The sequence below is a fragment of the Paenibacillus germinis genome, from assembly GCF_013141785.1.
GTDB lineage: Bacteria > Bacillota > Bacilli > Paenibacillales > NBRC-103111 > Paenibacillus_E > Paenibacillus_E phytorum.
In genome coordinates this window covers 13,011-35,241 of record NZ_WHOC01000068.1, presented here as the reverse complement: position 1 = coordinate 35,241, position 22,231 = coordinate 13,011, and the positions used below count along the sequence as shown (strand labels likewise).

18 protein-coding genes and 1 riboswitch are annotated in these 22,231 nt (G+C 47.3%); of the genes, 15 read left to right on the top strand and 3 right to left on the bottom strand.

Annotation, left to right across the window (positions count from 1 at the left end):
- Positions 1-3: 3 nt before the first annotated feature.
- The gene (locus tag GC102_RS12310; protein WP_171689799.1) at positions 4-687 is read right to left on the bottom strand and encodes an AlkZ-related protein; all 684 of its coding nucleotides are present in this window, start codon (positions 685-687) and stop codon (positions 4-6) included.
- A gap of 198 nt (positions 688-885) precedes the next feature.
- Positions 886-1,074: riboswitch (Lysine riboswitch) on the top strand.
- 163 nt (positions 1,075-1,237) lie between these two features.
- Between GC102_RS12310 and GC102_RS12305 the strand changes: the two genes are divergently transcribed.
- The 14 genes from GC102_RS12305 (at position 1,238) to gcvPB (ending at position 20,014) form a co-directional block, all read left to right on the top strand.
- Entirely contained in the window at positions 1,238-2,629 is a 1,392-nt protein-coding gene (locus GC102_RS12305) for an amino acid permease (protein ID WP_246320887.1), read from the top strand.
- A 170-nt stretch (positions 2,630-2,799) separates the two neighbouring features.
- A complete protein-coding gene (locus GC102_RS12300; protein WP_171689797.1) occupies positions 2,800-3,246 on the top strand; it encodes a hypothetical protein in 447 nt (148 codons plus the stop codon).
- Position 3,247: 1 nt separating this feature from the next.
- The gene (locus GC102_RS12295) at positions 3,248-3,463 is read left to right on the top strand and encodes a helix-turn-helix transcriptional regulator (protein ID WP_171641852.1); all 216 of its coding nucleotides are present in this window, start codon (positions 3,248-3,250) and stop codon (positions 3,461-3,463) included.
- A 12-nt stretch (positions 3,464-3,475) separates the two neighbouring features.
- Positions 3,476-4,195, top strand: a complete 720-nt coding sequence (locus GC102_RS12290) for a DUF4386 domain-containing protein (RefSeq protein WP_171689796.1) — start codon at positions 3,476-3,478, stop codon at positions 4,193-4,195.
- Between the two features lie 228 nt (positions 4,196-4,423).
- Positions 4,424-6,130, top strand: coding sequence for an amylo-alpha-1,6-glucosidase (locus GC102_RS12285; protein ID WP_171689795.1), 1,707 nt, complete (start codon positions 4,424-4,426; stop codon positions 6,128-6,130).
- Between the two features lie 216 nt (positions 6,131-6,346).
- Complete coding sequence (locus GC102_RS12280; RefSeq protein WP_171689794.1) at positions 6,347-8,083, top strand: cache domain-containing sensor histidine kinase; 1,737 nt, start codon at positions 6,347-6,349, stop codon at positions 8,081-8,083.
- Entirely contained in the window at positions 8,061-9,284 is a 1,224-nt protein-coding gene (locus GC102_RS12275) for a response regulator transcription factor (protein ID WP_171689793.1), read from the top strand. Before GC102_RS12280 ends, GC102_RS12275 begins: the two co-directional genes overlap by 23 nt.
- A 118-nt stretch (positions 9,285-9,402) precedes the next feature.
- Positions 9,403-10,683, top strand: coding sequence for an ABC transporter substrate-binding protein (locus tag GC102_RS12270; RefSeq protein WP_171689792.1), 1,281 nt, complete (start codon positions 9,403-9,405; stop codon positions 10,681-10,683).
- Between the two features lie 69 nt (positions 10,684-10,752).
- Positions 10,753-11,706: a carbohydrate ABC transporter permease gene (locus GC102_RS12265; RefSeq protein ID WP_246320886.1), complete on the top strand. Its 954-nt coding sequence runs from the start codon at positions 10,753-10,755 to the stop codon at positions 11,704-11,706.
- On the top strand, positions 11,703-12,515 hold the full coding sequence (locus tag GC102_RS12260) for a carbohydrate ABC transporter permease (RefSeq protein ID WP_171689790.1): 813 nt from the start codon (positions 11,703-11,705) through the stop codon (positions 12,513-12,515). The genes GC102_RS12265 and GC102_RS12260 overlap by 4 nt, the downstream gene beginning before the upstream one ends.
- A gap of 509 nt (positions 12,516-13,024) precedes the next feature.
- Positions 13,025-16,174: a beta-galactosidase subunit alpha gene (gene ebgA / locus GC102_RS12255; RefSeq protein ID WP_171689789.1), complete on the top strand. Its 3,150-nt coding sequence runs from the start codon at positions 13,025-13,027 to the stop codon at positions 16,172-16,174.
- Positions 16,167-16,949: an SDR family NAD(P)-dependent oxidoreductase gene (locus tag GC102_RS12250; protein WP_171640172.1), complete on the top strand. Its 783-nt coding sequence runs from the start codon at positions 16,167-16,169 to the stop codon at positions 16,947-16,949. Before ebgA ends, GC102_RS12250 begins: the two co-directional genes overlap by 8 nt.
- Before the next feature lie 74 nt (positions 16,950-17,023).
- Positions 17,024-18,424 carry an aminomethyl-transferring glycine dehydrogenase subunit GcvPA gene (gcvPA, locus tag GC102_RS12245; protein WP_281367657.1) on the top strand — a complete coding sequence of 467 codons (1,401 nt, stop codon included), beginning with the start codon at positions 17,024-17,026 and terminating at the stop codon, positions 18,422-18,424.
- A 30-nt stretch (positions 18,425-18,454) separates the two neighbouring features.
- Complete coding sequence (gcvPB, locus tag GC102_RS12240; protein ID WP_171689787.1) at positions 18,455-20,014, top strand: aminomethyl-transferring glycine dehydrogenase subunit GcvPB; 1,560 nt, start codon at positions 18,455-18,457, stop codon at positions 20,012-20,014.
- Positions 20,015-20,183: 169 nt separating this feature from the next.
- On the opposite strand, the gene GC102_RS12235 is transcribed toward gcvPB, so the two are convergent.
- Complete coding sequence (locus GC102_RS12235) at positions 20,184-20,621, bottom strand: EVE domain-containing protein (RefSeq protein ID WP_246320881.1); 438 nt, start codon at positions 20,619-20,621, stop codon at positions 20,184-20,186.
- Positions 20,621-21,055: an SRPBCC family protein gene (locus GC102_RS12230; protein ID WP_171689786.1), complete on the bottom strand. Its 435-nt coding sequence runs from the start codon at positions 21,053-21,055 to the stop codon at positions 20,621-20,623. The genes GC102_RS12235 and GC102_RS12230 overlap by 1 nt, the downstream gene beginning before the upstream one ends.
- A 184-nt stretch (positions 21,056-21,239) precedes the next feature.
- On the opposite strand from GC102_RS12230, the gene GC102_RS12225 reads away from it, so the two are divergent.
- Complete coding sequence (locus tag GC102_RS12225; protein ID WP_171689785.1) at positions 21,240-22,223, top strand: helix-turn-helix transcriptional regulator; 984 nt, start codon at positions 21,240-21,242, stop codon at positions 22,221-22,223.
- The last annotated feature ends 8 nt before the right edge of the window (positions 22,224-22,231 follow it).

Here is a 22,231-nt window from a genome sequence, read left to right as displayed (position 1 = left end):
AGATCAGGCTTCGAACTGAAACAGTTTAGTGAAAAATTTCATTGAATCGGGACTACAACTGCTTTTAAATCGAGCGTGCAATTCTTGTTTAGCAATCTTGGGGTCAATGTCGAATTCGTGTAGTCCAACGCTCTCCATCCAATGATCCGCTGTTTCGAATGAAGTGCTTTGCCATGCGCTTTTCTCATCTAATGAAATTCTACTTTCTTTGACACCGGAAATAACGATATCCAACGTGCCTTGTAAATCCAATAAACCTTGTCCAAAGGTTTTTTTCATTTCTTTGGCATTCATCCCCGTTTTAACTCTTAACGACCTTGTTTCAATCCCTTCTTCTTCTTTGATTTGCCGGAAGAGCTCTAAGGAAGCGTTGGAAACAAGGCCGTTCTTATAACGGTCTTCAATGGGGAGAGGGCTTCCTAATATGGCTTTGACCCATGGAAACAGTTCTTGTGAAATGAAAACCGATTTTTTTTTAAGGAATTTGCCATAGGCTGCCGTACCGTCGCTCGGAAACCGTGCTCGCCACACCCAAGGATCTAAATCAGTGCCAGTTAACCACGGCTCACCGTGAGTGACCTGATAGAGTGACGGGTGATCTGGGATTAAGGGAGCTAAAGGTAGAATACCGACTTCATGAATAAGTTGAACGGCCTCTTCATACGTATGTATTTTCTGTTCTTTCATAGCAGTTCACCTCAACCAGTCGAATTAATTTGAAAATAATGGCTTATCCATATAAATATGAAGCACGTGACAGTTAAACACAATATAATTGTTTAGAGCTATCCCTTTCAAATTGGAATAAATATCTATTGATTATTAACCTAAAGCTAATTAAAATAGTAAAAGTTATTAAAACTAAATATGAACCCTCATCAACCTAGATGAGGTAGAGGTCGCGATGTTGAAGAGTACATCGGAGGAAGTCCAGTAAAGACTGTTGATTCCGATGAAAAGGCAACATTGCCGAAGCCGCACGGTATACTGACCGCGCCTGGCTGGGGCCGTTTCCGAAAGGAGCGGAACTGTCATACTGTTTTATCCAAAACAGTGTGTTGTGCTATCTTGAAATAGGATAAATGAGGGGGTAGAAGCTGCCTGACTTATTTATGAAAAGAGGCGGCTTTTTTGCGTTGTTAGTCTTCTATTTAAAGAAAGCTAATGGAAAACATGTAAAGGGAGCGTACAAAAATTGACAGAGAACAAGTTACGTAGAGGTTTAAAGTCGCGCCACATGACGATGATTTCACTTGGCGGATCGATTGGAACAGGGTTGTTCCTAGCCAGCGGCGGGGCGATTCATACGGCAGGACCAGGCGGCGCGCTGTTAGCATACTTGATCATTGGAATTATGGTTTACTTTTTGGTAACAAGCTTAGGAGAAATGGCGACATATATGCCGGTATCTGGAACATTCAGTACCTACGCAACGAAATTCGTGGATCCATCCTTTGGCTTCGCGCTAGGGTGGAATTATTGGTACAACTGGGCAATTACAATTGCGGCAGAGTTGTCCGCGGCGACGTTAATTATTAAGTTCTGGCTGCCTGACAGCCCGTCGTTCTTATGGAGTGCTTTATTCCTTGCTTTGATGGTTGGTCTTAATTTATTGTCTGTTAAAAGCTATGGCGAGTCGGAATATTGGTTCGCAATGATAAAGATTGTAACAATTACTGTGTTTATCGGTATCGGATTGCTAATGATCGTCGGCATCTGGGGCGGAAAAGCGATTGGATTCAGTAATTTTACAGCAGGTGATGCGCCGATTTCGGGAGGATTGCTTGCCGTACTTGGCGTTTGTATGGCTGCCGGCTTCTCTTTTCAAGGAACAGAACTCGTCGGTATTGCAGCAGGGGAGTCTGAGAATCCTCGGAAAAGCGTGCCTCGCGCGATCCGCAGCGTGTTCTGGAGAATTCTATTGTTTTACATCTTGGCTATTTTCGTTGTTGGCATGCTGATTCCGTATTCCACAGATACATTGGCTAGCGACAGCGTAGCGGCAAGTCCGTTTACGATTATTTTCGAAAAAGCAGGCTTAAGCATAGCAGCTTCTGTGATGAATGCCGTTATCCTAAGCTCGGTTTTATCCGCGGGTAATTCAGGGATGTACGCTTCCACACGCATGCTGTGGGTATTGGCGAAAGAAGGTAAAGCACCTAAATTATTCACTAGATTAAATAAAAGCGGGATTCCAGTTTACGCCCTGCTCGCGACAGCTGCAATCGGAATGCTTACGTTTCTTGCCTCTTTCTTTGGCGATGGTCAAGTGTACATTTGGCTATTGAACGCATCAGGTATGTCTGGATTCATCGCATGGCTTGGTATTGCAATTAGCCATTACCGTTTCCGTAAAGCTTACGTTGCACAAGGGAACAAAGTAGCTGATCTTCCATACCGCTCCATGTGGTTCCCGTTCGGGCCGATCTTGGCAGGTGTAATGTGTATGATTGTCATTATTGGCCAAAGCATTAGCGCGTTTTCGGACGGTCAGGTGGACTGGACGTTCTTACTCGCTTCCTATATTGGAATTCCATTTTTCTTGGTGTTGTGGCTGGGCTACAAGTGGAAATACAAAACAAAAGTGTTAAAACTGGAAGAATGCCAGTTGGATCCAACAGTAGATTAATTGAACAAAAAGAGCAAAGGCATAACGCCATTGCTCTTTTTGCATAGGTCTAGGCCATAAATTTGTGTAATCACATGTAAAGAATACTTGACACGATGTATGGCTGATAATATACTATGTAAATAATACTTTACTTATTTATAAATATTAACAGAAAAGGAGAGGTGAATATGTCCTTTCAAGAAAAGAGAAACATCGTATCTTTAATATCCACTTTATTAATTTTTTCTCTCTATAGTATGTATGTGTTTCAAAAGTACCAAGAAGGGAGCTTTCATACATCGAACGCATTCAGCTTCTGGGGAGCTTTCATCTTAATCTTAATCCCGGTTTCGATTTTAGCAAAAATTATCATTCATATCGTTTTCAGTATGATCAATACCATAGCAACGAAGGAGAAAGAACCTCGAATCACGGATGAGCTGGACAAATTAATTGAATTGAAATCCACGAGAAATTCTCATTATGTATTTATTATTGGTTTTCTTCTAGCAATGATACCGCTGGTTATGGATCAACCACCCTATGTTATGTTCATCATACTTATTAGTTCAGGCTTATTATCAGAGGTGATTGGAGTCATCACAAAGCTGTATCTTTATCGGAGAGGAGTCTAAGATGGGCAAAGCACATATTAGCAACAAGATTCGAACTTTACGCTTTAATCATGATGAAATGACCCAACAACAATTAGCGGACAAAGCGGGGGTGACACGACAGACCATCGTCGCTATCGAGAAAGGAAATTACTCCCCTTCTTTGGAATTGGCTTTTCGTATTGCTCGCGTCTTCGGTTTAACGTTGGAAGAAGTGTTCTCTTTTGAGGAAAATTAGGAGGGGTTAGAAATGACAAACCTTAACACAGGAGCCTCACCGCTTTATTATGCTAGAGTCGCAGGGTTCGGGCTTCTACTTATGGCCATACTTGCTATGTTCTCTAATTTTTCTGTTCTTGAGGGTCTTATTATACCGGATGATGCAGCAAAAACTGCTAGTAACATTATAGCCAATGAGATGTTATTTCGGAGTGGATTAATTAGCTTTGTCATCGTGCTTATTCTTGATGTGCTGGTAGCTTGGGCACTGTATGTTCTACTCAAACCCGTTAATAAGAATCTAGCCATGCTCGCGGCGTGTTTTAGGTTGGTTTACACCGCTATTTTTGGAATCGCCTTGTCTAATTTTTTAAGTGTTCTACCACTTCTAAGTGGTGCTGAATACTTGACGGTGTTCACAAAAGATCAGTTACACGCTCAGGTAATGTTACTAATCGATGCATTTAACAATGGATGGCTTATTGGATTAGTATTTTTTGGATGCCATTTGTTGGTCGTTGGTTATTTAATAATCAAGTCAGGGGGCTATATACCAAGAATAATTGGGATCTTCTTGATCCTTGCATCTGCGGGATATGTCATAGATAGTATTGCACATTTTCTTCTACCCAACTATACCGATTACAAAACGATATTCCTATTGATTGTAGCCGTACCTGGTGTAATTGGAGAGCTATCATTAGCATTCTGGCTTCTGATTAAGGGTGTAAAGGTTCAACAGAGGCAATAGCTATCATCCATTCTTAAAGCGATATTCACAAAACTAACCTCCAACGATGGGAGGTTTTTTATTTTCAAACAATATGACGAATCAGGCCGAACAAAATTCCCCCTCACCCCCTCGCAACCCTCAACACGCAACAAATTACCTACCCATCACAAACAACTGTCGGTTCTTCCCCCGATCTCCATTCGGTACAATGAAAGCGCATACTGTTTTCGTAAAGGAGAATTACTCATGAACTTTGACCTTAATGTTGTACCTTTCAGCCGGAGAGAATCCTTCCTAGCGATTTCGATTCTGCCTGAAGCCCAAGATAGACAACAAGGCCTGTATCTGCGCACCGTTCGTGGCGGCGACGATAAATTCGGCGAGGCGTTCCATATTGATATGCTAGATGAAAGCGGTCAATCCGTACCATTCCAGGCAATAGCTTGCCCGGAACTGATTCGGCTTGAATCGACTGCAGGCTTAACGGCTGAGATGTGTATCTCCGATAATCGAACATTTCGGATTCGCACGAAAGGCTGTGGAATCCGCTTGACCTTCCGCACGGCTGCTTACGATTACGCGTATCAAGCAGACACCAGCAGCTGGGAAGTGAACAGCTTCACCCATGAATGCCGATTCATGCTGACAGCGCTGGTTGGCGACTTGAAGATGGAAGTGCCATGGGACAAAATTAAAAGCTCCTATGTAATTGCAGACTTCTTGCCTGACCGCAAATCGGGTGTATCCGAGTTTGCTGTAGAGGAATTCCGCACCGTATGGGAGCCGCGCGCTGCTTGGGAATCTTTCGATGACGCTGTCAAGCAAGTGAAGGAAGAGTTTAACCTGTGGCTAGATCGTACCCTGCCTCTGCCAGAACGTTGGCATGAAAGTCGGGAACTTGCAGCTTATATCACGTGGTCCTGCCTCGTTCCGGCAGAGGGGTGCCTGACCAGGCCGGCGATGTATATGTCGAAGAACTGGATGACGAATATTTGGAGCTGGGATCACTGCTTCAATGCAATGGCGCTTGTTCGCCATGATCCGAAGTTGGCGTGGGATCAATTCATGATTTTCTTCGACCGCCAGGATGAGAGCGGCTTGATTCCTGATTTCATCAATGATAAGTATGAGCTCTGGAACTGCAACAAACCGCCGATTCATGGATGGACGCTTTCCTGGATGATGGCCAGAACGGACTATATTAAGGATGCCCAACTTCGAGAGGTCTATGAACCACTCTCCAAATGGACGAAATGGTGGTTCCGATATCGCGACGGCGATGGAGATGGCATTCCGCAATACAATCACGGCAATGACTCTGGCTGGGATAACAGCACAGCCTTCAATAATGGTATTCCAGTAGAAAGCCCGGATTTAGCGGCCTTTCTCATTCTTCAAGCAGAACTGCTTGCTGAGATTGCTGGACTGCTCGGGCATGCGGAAGAAGCGAAAGAATGGCGGCAGCTTGCTGAGGGCCTACTTGAGAAGATGATTTCTCATTTCTGGAAGGATGGCCGCTTCACGGCTTGCCGCTCCGGCACGCACGAGTTATCTGAAGGGGATAGTCTCCTCTTGTTCGTTCCCATTCTTCTAGGCAAACGCCTGCCTGAGCCGATCCGTACAGCTTTGCTCAAGGGGCTAAGGGATGAAGAGCGTTTCTTAACCAGTAATGGTTGGGCGACAGAGAGCGTGAATAGTCCTTTCTATAATCCTGACGGCTATTGGCGAGGCCCAATCTGGGCTCCATCGACCATGCTGCTCGTGGAAGGAGTGGCCGCAGCGGGTGATCGTGAATTGGCAGAAGAAGTAGCACGCCGATTCTGCACCATGCTGGATCGCAGCGGAATGGCGGAGAATTTTGACGCGATTACGGGACAAGGCTTGCGAGATCGTGCATTTACATGGACATCCAGTGTGTTCTTGATTCTAGGTCATGAATATTCAACCACCTAAATAAAACCTGCACTTCTCCCTGTTATAAATTAGCAGAGGGGAGGTGCTTTTCCGGTTTCGGGGGTCGGATCTCAATTTGGTATGTGAAGCCATCGCCGTCAGCGGACTCTCTCATGGATGGAAGATACATTGTTCGCTGAAAGTGTTCCATGCTACACTTCAAGTGTATGATTTTACAGAGAATGCTGGAGGGAGGGTGCGATCATCAAAGATTATTTGCTTAAGCGACTCAACATCCGCCTTTTGTCTGGCTCTTATCGGAGCATTCGCACGAAGCTGCTCTTCTGTTTTCTCATTGTGACGATTATTCCGCTGCTATCGCTTGGGGCCTTGTCATATTACCAGTCCGCGAAGGTCGTTAATTCACAGTTTGGCAAATATGGGGAGAATGCTGTGGCGCAATTGGAGCAGCAGATGAGTTCGTATTTGAATCGGATGAATCAGACGACGGAGACGGTTTATTCCTATTTACTTGATCCTGCAAGGGTCGATCTAGGGAACCAGGTTCCGACATCATATAAAGAGATTATGGATAAGAATGATTTTGAAGTTCTTCTGAAAGCGCTTAAAACCGACCGTACGACAGGCATCTACATTATTACCAGTTCTGGCTACTATTATGGAGAAAATAATCTCGATGTGTCGAAGCTCAGCCGTATTCCAGCTTGGCAATCCATGTCGGATGCTAATGAAGGGAAGTACTGGCTGGGTTTCTATTCTCAGAATCATGGGATGACGGAAACCGAAGATCCCGGAATGCCAGTGCTGGGCTTAGCTGTACCGATTAACAATCCTTACGGCGCGCTTCGGGGCAGCAAGATTCTTATAGAGGAGAATGCGGAAGATCTGCTTCATATGTTCAAGTTATTCGAGAACGATACGATGGCTCATTTAAGAATAGCAGATCCACAGGGACGAATCATATATGAGACAGCAACTGCCTTCACTTCGCAAACCAGTGATATTGTCTGGAACAAAACACTTGCTGCTAATCATTGGACGATCGAGGCGAGGCTGCCTTCCCAGTCGTTCTATCGTTCCTCCAGCATTATAAGATCGAATACGATTATGGTTGCTGTAGCTTCATGTCTGCTGGCTTTTGGGCTTGCGTATCTATTCTCCTCCCGATTCACCGCGCGTATTCGCCGCCTTAAGGATGCGATGCAGAAGGTCAGCTTCGGTAAGCTGCATACGAGGACTCAGGTCGAAGCCAAGGATGAGCTGGGCATTTTGGATACGAGCTTTAACAATATGGTGGGCGGCATACAGACTTTGATTGGCGAGGTTGAACGGAGCGAGCGGCTCAAGAAGGAAGCGGAGCTGAAGGCTTTTCATTATCAGATCAACCCGCATCTGCTCTTCAATACACTTAACTCCATTCAATGGAAAGCCAGGCTTCAGGGAGCGGAGGATATTCGCCAAATGCTGTACCATCTCACGATGGTACTCGAAGGCAATCTGGATATCTCGCAGGAGCTGATACCGCTTGGTCGAGAGCTGCGGATGATTGAGCATTTTCTGAAAATCCAAGAGGTCCGTTATGGCCCTGTATTTGAGTATGAGCTGGCATGCGATGAATTGCTCAAGCGTTATCTGATTCCCCGCATGACACTGCAGCCTTTGTTCGAGAATATATTCTTCCACGGCTTCGAGGATGGCAAGGGAGTGATCCGCTTAACCGTTCAGGAAGAAGGCAATCATTTGCTGCTTACACTGTCCGATAATGGAGTGGGTATTTCAGCGGATAAGCTGAAGCGCCTGCTTCGGCCAAGCGATACGAAGCGTAAGGGCCGGGGAGGCCTGGGTGTGCAAAATGCCGATCAGAAATTCAAACTACATTTTGGATTGCAGTATGGGTTAAAGGTGCAATCCATCAAGGGTGAAGGGACAACAATCATCATGGAATGGCCTAAGAAGGAGGAGAGTCCGCATGGAAACAATAAAGACCATTAAGGTAATCATCGCAGATGACGAGAGCATCGTCCGTAAAGGACTTCGTTCCACGGTTCCTTGGGATAAATATGGGATGGAAGTGGTGGCGGACGCCCCGAATGGCCGCAAAGCTTGGGAAGCTTTCCTTGAGCATCGGCCTCAAGTCGTCATTACCGACATTGTTATGCCCGAAATGGATGGCATTGAATTGTCACGCCGAGTTAAGGAAGCAGCTCCCGATACGAAAATCATTCTGCTTAGCTGTCACCGAGATTTTGAGTACGCCCAACAGGGAATGAAGCTGGGAGCAGCTGGCTATCTGCTCAAAACCGCCTTCGAGGATGAAGAGCTGGAAGGCATGCTGGCAAAGTTTCAACATGAGCTTGGGTTAACTCCTTCGGCACCATTAGTCGTCCAGACAGCTGGCAGCGAAGACGAAGATGAGCGATTGGAAACCTTGCTCTATGCTTGGCTGAATGGCCATAATGACAAACTTGTTGGGGAGATGGAGAAACGTACCCGCGAGGTGTGGTCTTTCCACGGTGAGCCGGTTTACATTTATTTAATCAAGACTTCCGGGTGTGAGGCGTCATGGCTTGACCTGTTAAAGGAAGCGCTAGAGGAAGATCGCCAGCTATGTGAAGGGGCAGTCATTCCTTATGGGGATGAGCGCTGCTACTATATAGTGCCAGAATCGCTTCTGAATGCTGCGGAAAGCTTGCTTGTGGAGAGAAAGAGCGAGAATGCGAAGCTGCAATGGGTCAAAAGAGGGCCGCTCACAAGCACGGAGGAACGTCTTGAAGCGTTGTTAATCCTGCATAAAGCAGCAGAATTGGAGAAAGCCTATGGCGTAACGGCAACAGATTGGCCTGAGCCGATCTGGAAAGCGGTCAAGCTTCTGCATGACAATCCAGCGGCTGAGTGGTCTGTTAGCGATGTGGCTGGACAGGTTGGTCTCAGCCGAAGCCACTTCTCTATCATATTCAAGAAAGCGCTGGGAGACAGCTTCGTGGCTTTTCAATACAAACGTAAGCTCAAGCTGGCCTACGGATTATTAAAGGATACGCCGCTGACGATGCAGGATATTGCTGAGCGCACGGGGCTTGGAGACAGCAAATATTTCAGCAAATGGTTCAAGCGCTGCACAGGCCAAACGCCAAGCCAGTACCGCGCCGAACATAAAGACGGTACCGTCCGAACATATGGACACCCACCTCAGTGAATCGAACAAAAACGCACAAACATTCGAATAGTTATCGGTTTTGAACCGCTTTCATTTTAGTTATGATGAAAGCGGTTCAATTATTATATACTCATTCATTGATAGGGGAGCTGACAGAATGATCAAGAAACTTTCACTCATTGTTCTTACGACTGCAATGGCGATGACTGCGCTTACAGCATGCAGCAGTAATAACGAAGGTACGACTAGCAAGGCGACAGAACCAGCGAAAGGTAACGATGCTGCCAAAGAGAAGACGCTTCGATTCGCAACATGGGATACCGGGGATGCGCTTAAGATCGAGCAGGATATCGCGAAGAAGTTCGAAGCGAACCATCCGGGAACGAAGGTCCAGGTAGAAGCGTACGCTGACGGTTTCGACCAGAAGCTAGCTGCGGGTTTCGGCGCTACGAATCCTCCGGATGTGATGTATATGTGGGATTTTCCAACGTATCATCAATCGCTTGAGCCGCTCGGCACCTACGCTGACGGAGACAAGGACTTGAAAAAGGATGATTTCTACAAAGGGTTGTTCAATTACGCGACGATCGAGAACAAGCTCTATGGTATTCCAGCTGGCTTCACGACTCGTGTTGTGTATTACAACAAGAAGATGTTTGATGATGCCAAGGTTCCGTATCCGAAGGACGGATGGACATGGAATGATTTCCAAGATATCTCCAAGAAGCTGACGGATAAAGCCAAGAAACAGTATGGTTTCGGTGTTCGAGCAGAGAACGATACGTACGATCTGCAAGGATTTGTATGGAGTAACGGCAGCTCTTTTATTTCGAATGATGGCAAAACGATTAACGGCTTCATGAATAGCAAAGAAACAGCCGCAGCCATTCAAATGTTTGGGGATATGGTCAAGAACGGTTCGGCTGTGCTGGCCGGAGGCAAAGGACAACAAAGCGGTGAGGATATCTTCAAAGGAAGCAAAATCGCCATGTGGGAAAGCGGTATTTGGCCGCTGGAATCGTTCAAGGAAGCGGGAATTGATGTAGGGACTGTGGAGATGCCTGCGTTTCCAGGCAAACCAGTCAAAGGCGTGATTGCTGAGTCTGCCCTATCTATTGCAAAGGATTCGAAACAGAAGGATCTCGCTTGGGAGTTTATCAAATATTATGTTGGAAGTGAAGCGATCAAGATGCGCGTAGCGGATTTGCCGGTCAGAGTAAGTGTCGTAAACGAGCTTAAGAAAGATCAAGATCCTCTGTACAAGCCGTTTTACACAATGCTACAGCGCTCCGACAATTCGCCGGCATTCCTGCTCAATGCGAAGTGGAATGAAGTGAATCGTCAACTATCTTCGGCCGTAGAAGCAACCGTACTTGGCAGTAATGCACAGGAATCGCTGGATCAAGCTGTCAAAGACAGTGAGCGTTATTTGAAATAACATTTCTACAGAAAGAAGGTTAGGGAGATGGCTCAGACCTACCCGCAGCAAGCAAACGCAGGGAAACCAATGGCCAGCCTCAAGCCTAGAAGGAAACGAAGTTGGGGTGGGGTAACTCCCTACCTCTTCATTTTCCCATGGATCTTCGGATTCCTAGTGTTCACTTTAGGGCCGTTGTTATTCTCGCTTATTATTTCGTTTTTTGATTGGCCGATTGTAGGTAAAGTACGCTTTATCGGTTTAGGCAATTATGTGGATATGTTTACGAAAGATCCGCTGTTCTGGAAGTCGTTCGGCGTGACGATCAAGTTCGCAGCGCTGTTTGTTCCGCTCAATATAGCGGTTGCACTCGGACTAGCGATTCTGCTCAATCAGAAAATTCGCGGCAGCGCGATTTTTCGAACCGCGTTCTACCTGCCCTCTGTGATCTCGGGCGTGGCGCTAGCTATGATCTGGTCCTGGGTGTACAGCGGAGATTACGGCATTCTAAATTATTTTCTGTCGATCTTCGGTGTGCAGGGTCCGAACTGGTTGAATGATAAACAATGGTCTCTGGTTGCGATGGTCGTTGCAAGCCTATGGGGACAAGGCTCGATGATGCTCATTTTTCTCGCAGGGCTCAAGGGGATACCGAAGGATCTATACGAATCCGCTTCCATAGATGGTGCGGGTAAGCTCAGACAATTCTTCAGCGTTACGATTCCGATGCTCAGCCCGACAATTATTTTCAATCTTATTACGTCCATTATCGCGGCGTTCCAGCAGTTGACCCTTGCACTCCTTCTCACTGGAGGCGGTCCGATGAAATCGACGTATTTCTACGCGATGTATATGTACGAGAATGCATTTAAGTTTTTTAAAATGGGTTATTCCGCAGCAAACGCATGGTTCATGTTCCTTATTGTGCTCAGTCTGACGTTCCTTGTATTCAAGTCGTCAGAGGCTTGGGTGTTCTATGAAGGCGAAATGAAGCAGAAGTCACAGAAGAAAGTGAAATCCGGCGGAAGGAGGCGGTCTGCATGAAACGGATAATCGTATATATGTTGCTGATTATCTGCTCGCTGCTGTTCGTCGCTCCGCTGTTCTGGGCGGTGACGACGGCGGTGAAATCGCCAGCGGAGCTGTACCTTTTCCCGCCAAAATGGATTCCTTCGGTTTGGAAATTCAGTAATTTCGCCGATGCGTGGACGATTCAGCCTTTTAACTTATTCCTGAAAAATACCGTCATCGTGACGTTGATGTCAACGCTCGGCCAACTGATATCTTGTACGCTTGTAGCCTACGGGTTTGCGAGATTCCAATTTAAAGGGCGCGATCTGCTGTTTCTGATTGTGCTTGCTACGATGATGATCCCTTGGGAAGTCACCATGATCCCGCAGTATATGGAGTTTAACTACCTCGGCTGGATTAATACGCTCAAACCGCTTATTGTTCCGTCATGGTTCGGTTCGGCTTATTATATCTTCTTGCTGAGACAGTTCATTCTGACGCTTCCTCGCGAGTTAGATGAGGCGGCAACGATCGACGGGGCTAACAAATTTGCTATCCTTGTGCGGATCATTGTTCCGCTCATGGGACCATCGCTCATCTTAGTCGGCGTGTTTCAGATTATGAGCTGTTGGAACGATTATCTGGGACCGCTAATTTTCCTCAATGATCAGTCGAAATATACACTGACGCTCGGATTGTCGCAGTTCAAAGGGATGTTTGGCGTCGATATGCAGTCCATTATGGCAATAACCTGTTTGATCTCCATTCCGCCGCTGGCCGTGTTCTTCTTCGCGCAGCGCTACATTGTCGGTGGAATCGCGGGTACGGGGATTAAGGGGTAGATGGCTGAGGAGCGGAAGGTCACTTTAAGCTTGACGAGATCCGGTACCTTGTGGCGGTACTGTTAAGCTTTCGTGAGGTAGATAGGCTTCAGGAGATTACCAATGTTGTATTTCATACAACAATTCACACGCCTAAAGGCTATTTTGCAACTTGAAGTTGCAGTTTGTACAACATTTTTAGCCCATTTATTAAGAAATGGCCTGTATAGGAGCAAATTGTTGTACATGATGCAACAACTAATGGAAAAAGGCGACATTTAGGTAGCAATTGTTGCACTTTCTACAACATCATTCATCCGCGAACATGGATTCATTCATCTAGCAACCTCAATTGAGCATAGTTGAAGATTGAACCCGATCTAAGACACCTCAATGCAGAGCAAGATTAGATGAATGAATCGACGGTCTCCTTATTCCAATGGATACGCGTCGTGTGGACCAGATTAGGTTTTTTTTGAACAGAAGATCAATAGAGACATATAGAGAGAAATTCGAGAGGAGAAGCAGCCATGCGTAACGAGAAAGCGGCACGTGATTGGGATAATCTTGCGGTGTTAGAGCGCAACCGCGCGAAGAGCCGGGCATATTTCATCCCACATTCCGATCAAGCCGGAGCTTTAAGCTATGACCGAGGGAGCTCCCCTTGGTTCAAGTCATTGAATGGCAGTTGGAAGTTTCATTATGCGAAGGGGCCTGAATGGGCGCCGGATGATTTTTACCTAGAGAATTATGACATGTCTGGCTGGGATGAGATCCAAGTTCCGAGCCACTGGCAGTTGAAGGGTTATGGCAATCCGCATTATACGGACTTATATTATCCGTTCCCGGTAGATCCTCCGCATGTGCCTAACGATAATCCTACAGGCAGCTATGTGCGAGAGTTTGAGCTTCCACAGCATTGGGACGGCAGAAAACTGGCCGTGAAATTCGATGGCGTGGATAGTGCATTCCATGTATGGGTCAATGGGACATTCGTAGGTTACAGCCAAGGAAGCCGATTGACGTCAGAATTTGATCTGACCCCGTATGTAAAGCAAGGAATCAATCGTATGGCGGTGCGCGTCTATCAATGGTCAGACGGCAGCTATCTGGAAGACCAAGACATGTGGTATATGAGCGGTATTTTCCGGGATGTGTATCTGATTTCGGAGCCCTCAGCCACACGGATCGTGGACTATCGAATCGTTACTGAACTGGACGCTAACTATAGCGATGCGACTTTAGCAGTTCAAGTTGAACTGCATGGAAATGCCTTGCAAGGGAAACTCCAACTGCAGCTGCTGGATAATGAAGGTTCATTCGTGGTTTCAGCTGAAGAACAGATCACAGTCGCCGCTGCTGATCAGACGATTCTGGAATTTTCAATTCCAGTCACGAAACCTGCGCTTTGGAGCGCTGAAGCTCCTACTCTATATCATTTGACGATAGGCGTAGTGGATCAGAACGATAAAGTAGTGGAGACGGTTGCTCAGCGAGTAGGTTTCCGTAAGATTGAAGTGAAGGACGGCCAGTTTTTGGTGAACGGCAAGGCGATCATGCTGAAAGGTGTAAACCGTCATGATCACCATCCGGATACGGGACGCACAGTGACGCTGTCGACTATGATTCAAGATGTGAAGATGATGAAACAGCATAACATTAATGCGGTCAGAACCGCTCATTATCCGAATGATCCGCGGTTCTACGATATTTGCGACGAATATGGTTTATATGTCATGGAAGAAACGGATTTGGAAACTCACGGCTTTGAGCCTCTGGGCAATATTTCACGGCTAAGCGATGATCCTGCTTGGCAGGAAGCATATGTCGACCGCGTACGCCGTATGGTAGAGCGCGATAAGAATCATCCTTCCGTCCTGTTCTGGTCACTTGGCAATGAGTCCGGCTTCGGCTGCAACTTCCGAGCAATGTCGGCGTGGTGCAAACAAGCAGATCCAACCCGGCTCATTCATTATGAAGAAGATCGCGAAGCGGAAGTGTGCGATATTGTGAGCACCATGTACTCTTCTGTCGAGAAGATGGTAGGCTTCGGTCAGCTAGTTGATCATCCTAAACCGCATATCCTATGCGAATTCGCCCATGCCATGGGGAATGGCCCAGGCGGACTCAAGCCGTATTTCGATACCTTCGATACTTATAGAAGACTGCAGGGCGGCTTCGTCTGGGAATGGATCGACCACGGTATCCGCAGGAAAACGGCTGATGGTAAAGACGACTACGCTTATGGCGGAGACTACGGCGATGTGCCGAACAACAGCAATTTCGTCATTGACGGTCTTGTTCGACCGGAACGGACACCTTCCCCAGGTCTTATTGAATACAAGAAAATTATTGAGCCTGTAAGGGTCGAGTATATAAAAGATAATCGCATACGTATCATGAATCGCTACGATTTTGTAACGCTTGATCACCTCTATGCAGATTGGAGCGTGACCGTTGAGGGGCGAACCGTCCAAAGCGGTGTGCTTGTTCTGCCGCGAATTGGGCCTGGCGAAAGTGCAGAGCTGTATGTTCCTTTAGGAGCTGATCTGCAGCTAATCTTATTGGATCAGGGTGCGGAGCGCTGGTTGAATATCGGCTTCACGCTTGCGGCAAATTGCATCTGGGGTGAGCAAGGTCATGAGGTAGCTTGGGCACAGCTCGCTCTAGAAGCAGTTGGGAACGCAAATGATTCGTCCGCTCCTGAAGCAGCTAGTTTGCCTATGCGGAGTTTATCCTGCACAGAGGAAGGGCGTCGGCTCGTCATCGCAAACGATTCTTTCCGAATCGCATTCGACACCCGGCGGGCAGGAATCATCTCGCTGCGAATGAATGGCCAAGAGCTAGTGAATACAGGGCCGCGACTTAACTTTTGGCGTGCGCCGATTGATAACGATATGTATGTCCTGCCTGATTGGTACAAGGCGCATCTCAATAGGCTCAGCGAACGCATTGATGATTGTCGCTGGGAGCGGCTGGATGAGGGAACGATTCGGATAAATTGGACGTCTCGCATTGCACCTCCAGTATTCGACTGGGGCTTCCGATGTGAAACGACTTACACCATAACGGGCTCGGGTCTTATCGTGATCGACGTACATGGCGTTCCAGAAGGCAAGCCGCCTGCTATGCTTCCGAAGATTGGACTCCAAATGGAGATACCGGGAGACATGGAAGCTGTTAAATGGTACGGACGTGGTCCGGGAGAGAACTACTCTGACAGTAAAGAAGCAGGACGGTTCGGTGTGTATCGGAAGTCTGTAGATGAACTTTTCACGCCATATATTTATCCGCAGGAAAACGGTAACCGAACAGATGTAAGGTGGGTATCCATTACAGATGGTGCTGGAATCGGCCTACTCGCGGTAGGAGCACCAACACTTGAATTCAGTGCACGACGCTATACCGATGCTGACTTAGAAGCAGCCAAACATGCGAGTGATCTTGTTCCGCGGGATTTCATTACACTCAACTTGGATTACAGGCAGAATGGTCTGGGCAGCAACAGCTGTGGACCAGCTCAATCCCCTGAGAACACAGTCACATCAGAAGCATTCCGTTTCCAGATGCTGCTTAAGCCCTATCTATCCGAAGATGCCTCACCAGAGCGGTTGAGCCATCAAATGAGACTAGAAGCGAAAGTGAAACATCTACAACAGGAGGGTACAAATCATGCTTAACGCACAAGACGTATTGAACTTAACGGGAAAAATAGCAGTTGTGACCGGCGGAGCCTCAGGGATTGGCCTTGCGACGGCTGAACTGCTTGCCAGCTTTGGAGCATATTCCGTCCTTCTAGATATTAACGAAGCTCAGGGTGAACAAGCAGTGGCTGGAATTAAACAGCAGGGAGGCCAAGCAAGTTTCTACCGCTGTGATGTGTCTTCCTCTGCTGATTGCCAGCGTGTTGCAGCAGAAATTGATGCTGCACACGGACGAATAGATATTTTGTTCAACAATGCTGGAATTATTCGTCGTAAAACGGTCGTTGAGCTGGAAGAACGTGATTGGGACTTGGTTATAGATGTTTCCTTGAAGGGCGTTTATCTCCTGTCCAAATATATCATTCCGATCATGGAGCGAGAGGGCGGAGGCAGCATCATTAACTCAGGCTCTGGTTGGGGCCTAAAAGGCGGAGACCGCGCTGCTGCCTACTGCGCTGCCAAAGCAGGCGTTGTGAATTTAACGCGGGCTATGGCTATCGATCACGGCGTCGCTAACATTCGCGTGAACTGCGTATCGCCAGGCGATACGGACACGCCGCTGCTGCGTGATGAAGCGAAGCAGCTTCAGCGAAACGAGGCCGAATTCTTAATCGCCTCTGCCGGTGGCCGTCCGCTGGAGAGGCTCGGAACACCGCGAGATATCGCGAATGCGGTCCTGTTTCTAGCGAGTGACATGTCTTCTTGGGTAACGGGAAGCGTGCTTGTTGTAGATGGCGGGGGCATTGCTTAAGGGCGATTCCGTCCAGCTCCCGCTTTGCAGTTAAGAATCTATAAGTTATACAACGATGAATGGAGGCGTTACCTTTGCCTAATAACAGAACTTATGCCCATCCTTATATACCGAATACCGTGCCTGAGGTTCGTGATGCGATGCTGAAGGAAATCGGCCTAACCTCGATGGATCAGCTTCATGACGCCATTCCAGACAGCTTGAAGCTGAATCGGGAGATGAACCTCCCGCCAGCAATGACGGAATATGAGCTGCGCCGTCATATTGATGGTCTGCTCGCCAAGAACAAACACGGTGCCGCATATTTAAATTTCCTCGGAGCAGGCTGCTGGCAGCATTTTATTCCGGCTGTATGTGACGAAATCAATCAGCGTTCCGAGTTCGTTACGGCTTATGCCGGTGAACCCTATGAAGATCATGGACGATTCCAAACCCTGTTCGAGTATCAAAGTCTAATGGCTGAGTTGGTTGATATGGACGTCGTTAATGTCCCTACCTTCGACTGGGCACAAGCGGCTTCAACAGCGATTCGGATGGCGGGCCGCATCACAGGTCGCAGTGTTGCACTGCTTCCAAAGTCAGTCGACCCTGACAAAGTCATGATCATCAACAACTACTGCACACCTGTGATGGAGCTGCGTTTTGTTGAAATCAACGAGGCAACCGGCAAGATGGATTTGAATGATTTACGCAGCAAGCTATCCAGTGAAATAGCTGCGGTATACTTCGAGAATCCGGGTTACCTTGGCATCATCGAAGACCAAGGACATGAAATTTCGGAGCTTGCTCATTCCGTGAATGCCATCTCCATCGTTGGTGTGGACCCGATTTCACTTGGCGTTCTTCAGCCTCCGGGCCAATATGGCGCAGATATCGTCTGTGGAGATTTGCAGCCTCTGGGGATGCACATGAACTACGGCGGCGGGCAAGCCGGATTTATCGCGACGCGAGATGAAGAGACCTACGTCATGGAATATCCTTCACGGTTGTTCGGCATCGTGCCGACAGAGGTTGAAGGCGAATATGGCTTCGGCGACGTGGCCTATGAGCGCACATCCTTCGCGCTTCGTGAGAAAGGGAAGGAGTCCGTTGGTACCCAGACGGCATTATGGGGTATAACCGCAGGTGTTTATCTGTCCTTGCTTGGGCCAACCGGTATGCAGGAGGTCGGCGAGACCATCATGCAGAAGTCGCAATACGCGGCCAAGAAAATTTCCGCCATTCCAGGCATTTCCCTTCGGTTCGCAGAAACAGCTTTCTTCAAGGAGTTTGTTGTTGATTTCAACGATACAGGCCTAACCGTCGCTGAAATTAATGCGCGTCTGTCAGAAGCGGGAATATTCGGAGGCAAAGATTTATCGACTTCTTTCCCGGCATGGGGACAATGTGCCCTCTACTGCGTAACTGAAATTCATTCGCAGGCTGATCTAGATCGTTTAGCAGACACCATTCAAACCATCGTTCGCAAACCGTGATCGACTTATATAAAGAAAGGACGGAACGCCATGAAACGAATTCGCAGAGATCATAAAGTCCGTAATTTTCATCAAGCCAAATGGGATGAGCCGGTTATATTTGAGCTTCACCGTCAGGGTGAGCGAGGGGTAATTCCGCCAGGAACGGAGGCTGCCATTGCAGCTGAGGTGGGAGATGGCATTGGACGTATACCTTCTTCTATGAAGAGAAAATCAGCGCCGGCTTTACCCGAGATCGGTCAAGCCAAAGTACTTCGGCATTATTTACGCCTGTCCCAGGAGACTCTTGGCTCCGATATGAATGTTGAGATCGGACAAGGCACCTGTACGATGAAGTATATTCCGCGCATCAACGAAATGCTTATCCGTACGCCCCATATGATGGAGCTTCATCCCTTACAGGAAGCAGACTCCGTTCAGGGCATGCTGGAGATTTTCTATAAGCTAGACCTTGCGATGCGTGAGATCAGCGGGATGGATGCCTTCTCGTTCCAACCGAGCAGCGGTACGCAGGCTTTGCTTGCGATGGCATCGATCGTTCGTGCTTATCATGATTCGCGGGGTGAGGGAGATCAACGGGATGAGATCATTACGACGATTTTCTCCCACCCCTCCCAAGCTGCGACAGCTGCGGTCAAGGGCTACAAAATCATTACGCTGCACCCAGACGAAGACGGCTTCCCAGACATAGAGAAGCTGAAGAGTGTCATCTCCGAGCGAACAGCTGGTTTTGTCGTTGCGAACCCAGAGGATACGGGTATCTATAACCACCGCATTCGCGAGTTTACTGACATTGTCCATGAAGCGGGCGGAGTCTGCTTCTACGATCAGGCCAACGCAAACGGCTTGCTTGGCATCACTAGAGCGAAGGAAGCGGGCTTCGACATGTGCTTCTTCAATCTGCATAAGACGTTTGCAGCTCCTCATATGTGCGGCGGTCCGGCTACGGGTGCTCTTGGTGTAAGCGAGGAACTGAAACGTTTCTTACCTGGACCGCTTGTAGATTACGACGGAAGCCGTTATGTTTTGAAGAATCAGACGGCAGACAGCATTGGCAAAGTACGCAGCTTCCACGGGGTTGCACAGACTGTCCTGCGTTCCTATGCTTGGATTATGAGCCTCGGTCCAGATGGTCTGAAGGATGTCGCCCAAATTGCGGTTCTGAACAACAATTATCTCTATCATAAAATCCTGCAAATCCGCGGTGCGAGCGCACCTTATATCAAAGGACGCCGCCTCGAGCAGGTTCGCTACAGTTGGAAGCAGCTTACAGATGAGACTGGTGTCACAACAGAGGATATTACTCGCCGCATGTGTGATTTCGGCTTGCATTATTGGACGTCCCATCACCCGTATATCGTGAAGCAGCCGTTTACCTTGGAGCCGACAGAGTCGTATTCCAAAGAGGATCTGGACGAATACATCCATGCGCTGGAGCATATCTCGAATGAAGCCTATACACAGCCGGAAATTGTTCGGTCAGCTCCGCATAACAGCACCGTTCACCGGAACGATGAATCGTCCTTAGATGATCCGAAGCAATGGTGCATTACTTGGCGTGCGTATTTGAAAAAGACTCAACCAGTATAAATCGATCTATCCTATTATCTTGCTATCATCTATAATTATTAACAGAAAGGCCCCCGAGGGGCCTTTTTTGTTTGCAAGTATGAGGGATAAACTCTAAACACAAAAGTGGAATCCATTATTTTAATAAGGGATCCCACTTTATTCATTTGAGCATTCAATTGTAGAAAACTCATTGCTTTCTCATAGCCTCTGAAATAATTGTGAAATCCATGAGATCAATTTCAAAGTGTCCCATGCGAAAGCGATATCCCCAATTTCGGTTTCCCTTGGTGAAACTCATTCTCTCCAAGAGGGAATGGGCGGGAGCGTCAGTACACTCATAATAATCTATGTTGCGCCGATATGGAATGAAGGATTCACTCATAGGATACTCGTACACTTTGTCATCTCTCACTTGTCCAATTGCTGTAAATGCTTGTAAAGGTTCACCGCCGTTTAAATCCGTTTTTGGGGAGTAATAGATTAGCCAATCTCCCTGTCTCATTCGCTTTAAGGGAGCGGCTTTTCCGTGACATAATTGTGCAAAGCCGCCTTTTACTCCTCTCATGACGTGCGATTTAGAGACGACTCCGATCCAATAACGAAGATTATTATTTTCCATATCCATCACACAGCCTCGAGTTCAATTTTTCTGGCCAACCGGACAAGTGATTGGGCCGTATGAGGGATACGTTGTGAAATTTCTCCTCCGATTTGTGGCCCTAAAGTTTCAGCATTTGGACCGGTAATGGTCATCGTGTGAGTTACCCTCGTACCATTTTCTTTCGAATCGATGTCATGTGAGAAACTAATACTGATGCCAGCTGCAGGCATATGCGTTATGTCTGAAAAAGACCGTAAAGGCTTTACTTCCACGATCATGTATGCCAGCGCATCCCGCCCTTTCGGCTGTAATGTGCCTTTTGTTCCTTCTTTAAATTCATCAAATAGTTCAACGTGAACAAATTCATCCCATTCTTTCCATGTGTCGATGTTGCTGTAGAGATCCCAAATGGTTTCCGCCTTCGCATCGGTTGTAACGCTGTGTTCGAATTTCCACATTTTAATTGCTCCTCTTTTTATGGTTAGTCAGCTGTAAATTCTCGGGCCAACGGTGCCAATTTTGATTGTCTTGAGATATTTCTCCTTTTCTGATGTAGGATTCTCCTACTTGAAGTGAGAATATGTTCATTATAACAACCTGCTCTTGACAACGTATTGTCAGGAGCAAGACGGAGGTTTTTTCATGAAACGTTCTGATCGTATGCTTGCGATTCTTCTGGAACTACAGAGAAAAGGGGTAGTGCGTGCCGAAGATTTGGCAAGGCGCTTCGAAACGAGCGTCCGTACGGTGTACCGTGATATGGAGGCCCTCTCGATATCAGGCATACCACTCCGCTCAACACCAGGTATTGGGTATGAGCTCATGGAAGGGTTCTTTTTACCTCCAATTCAATTTACGGCTCTAGAGGCGTCTATGCTGTTACTCGGAAGCGACTATGTAGCCAATACTTTTGACAGCACATATGCTGAAGTTGCGCATGCAGCACAAGAGAAAATAGAGGCAATTATGCCTGAAAAGCAACGGATACAGGTTCAACAGCTGCGTGACAGTATTCATCTTCTGAACTTGGACGAAGCTTTTCATGCCCCGAACATCACGGAATCCGATCAAGAAATATTAGGGCTTGTACGCAGAGCCGTTTTGGAACAACGTGAGCTCTCTTTTACGTATAGAAGCCGCCGATCTTCCCCTTATGCATCCGAAGAACCCTCGTGTGCACGAAACGCTCATCCTTACGGACTCGTTCATCTGAGAGGAATCTGGTACTTTGTAGGTCATTGCACCATGCGCAATGAACTGCGTCAATTTCGTTTGGAACGTATGGAGTCTGTTACTCTGTTGACAAGCAACTTTGAGCGTCCCTCCGAATTTCGGATGAGCGAGTATGAGCCAGAACAAAACTTTCTAGTAGAAGTGACCGTATCGTTCGCGAAAGAGGCACTTCCTTGGGTTCGAGAAAATCCCTCTTTCTATTTAACAAATTTGGAAGAACGAGAGGACGACGTCCTTGCGACGCTGCATTGTCGAAATGAACAAGATATTCTGCAATGGGTACTCAGTTGGGGGCGGTACGCACGCGTGTTACAGCCACAATCGTTGCGCGAGAGCATCAAAGATCACGCAGCGTTCCTTGTCGATGCTTATCGGGAACCGGAACCTTCTTGAGATTTTTG

Bases quoted from the DNA above. Each gene is read 5' to 3' on its own strand.
- GC102_RS12290 (WP_171689796.1), top strand. From the start codon at position 3,476: ATGACAAACCTTAACACAGGAGCCTCACCGCTTTATTATGCTAGAGTC.
- GC102_RS12275 (WP_171689793.1), top strand. From the start codon at position 8,061: ATGGAAACAATAAAGACCATTAAGGTAATCATCGCAGATGACGAGAGC.
- GC102_RS12230 (WP_171689786.1), bottom strand. From the start codon at position 21,055: ATGTGGAAATTCGAACACAGCGTTACAACCGATGCGAAGGCGGAAACC.
- GC102_RS12265 (WP_246320886.1), top strand. From the start codon at position 10,753: ATGGCCAGCCTCAAGCCTAGAAGGAAACGAAGTTGGGGTGGGGTAACT.
- GC102_RS12300 (WP_171689797.1), top strand. From the start codon at position 2,800: ATGTCCTTTCAAGAAAAGAGAAACATCGTATCTTTAATATCCACTTTA.
- GC102_RS12225 (WP_171689785.1), top strand. From the start codon at position 21,240: ATGAAACGTTCTGATCGTATGCTTGCGATTCTTCTGGAACTACAGAGA.
- GC102_RS12260 (WP_171689790.1), top strand. From the start codon at position 11,703: ATGAAACGGATAATCGTATATATGTTGCTGATTATCTGCTCGCTGCTG.
- GC102_RS12310 (WP_171689799.1), bottom strand. From the start codon at position 687: ATGAAAGAACAGAAAATACATACGTATGAAGAGGCCGTTCAACTTATT.
- GC102_RS12250 (WP_171640172.1), top strand. From the start codon at position 16,167: ATGCTTAACGCACAAGACGTATTGAACTTAACGGGAAAAATAGCAGTT.
- gcvPB (WP_171689787.1), top strand. From the start codon at position 18,455: ATGAAACGAATTCGCAGAGATCATAAAGTCCGTAATTTTCATCAAGCC.
- GC102_RS12270 (WP_171689792.1), top strand. From the start codon at position 9,403: ATGATCAAGAAACTTTCACTCATTGTTCTTACGACTGCAATGGCGATG.
- GC102_RS12305 (WP_246320887.1), top strand. From the start codon at position 1,238: ATGACGATGATTTCACTTGGCGGATCGATTGGAACAGGGTTGTTCCTA.
- GC102_RS12235 (WP_246320881.1), bottom strand. From the start codon at position 20,621: ATGGATATGGAAAATAATAATCTTCGTTATTGGATCGGAGTCGTCTCT.
- GC102_RS12295 (WP_171641852.1), top strand. From the start codon at position 3,248: ATGGGCAAAGCACATATTAGCAACAAGATTCGAACTTTACGCTTTAAT.
- GC102_RS12285 (WP_171689795.1), top strand. From the start codon at position 4,424: ATGAACTTTGACCTTAATGTTGTACCTTTCAGCCGGAGAGAATCCTTC.
- ebgA (WP_171689789.1), top strand. From the start codon at position 13,025: ATGCGTAACGAGAAAGCGGCACGTGATTGGGATAATCTTGCGGTGTTA.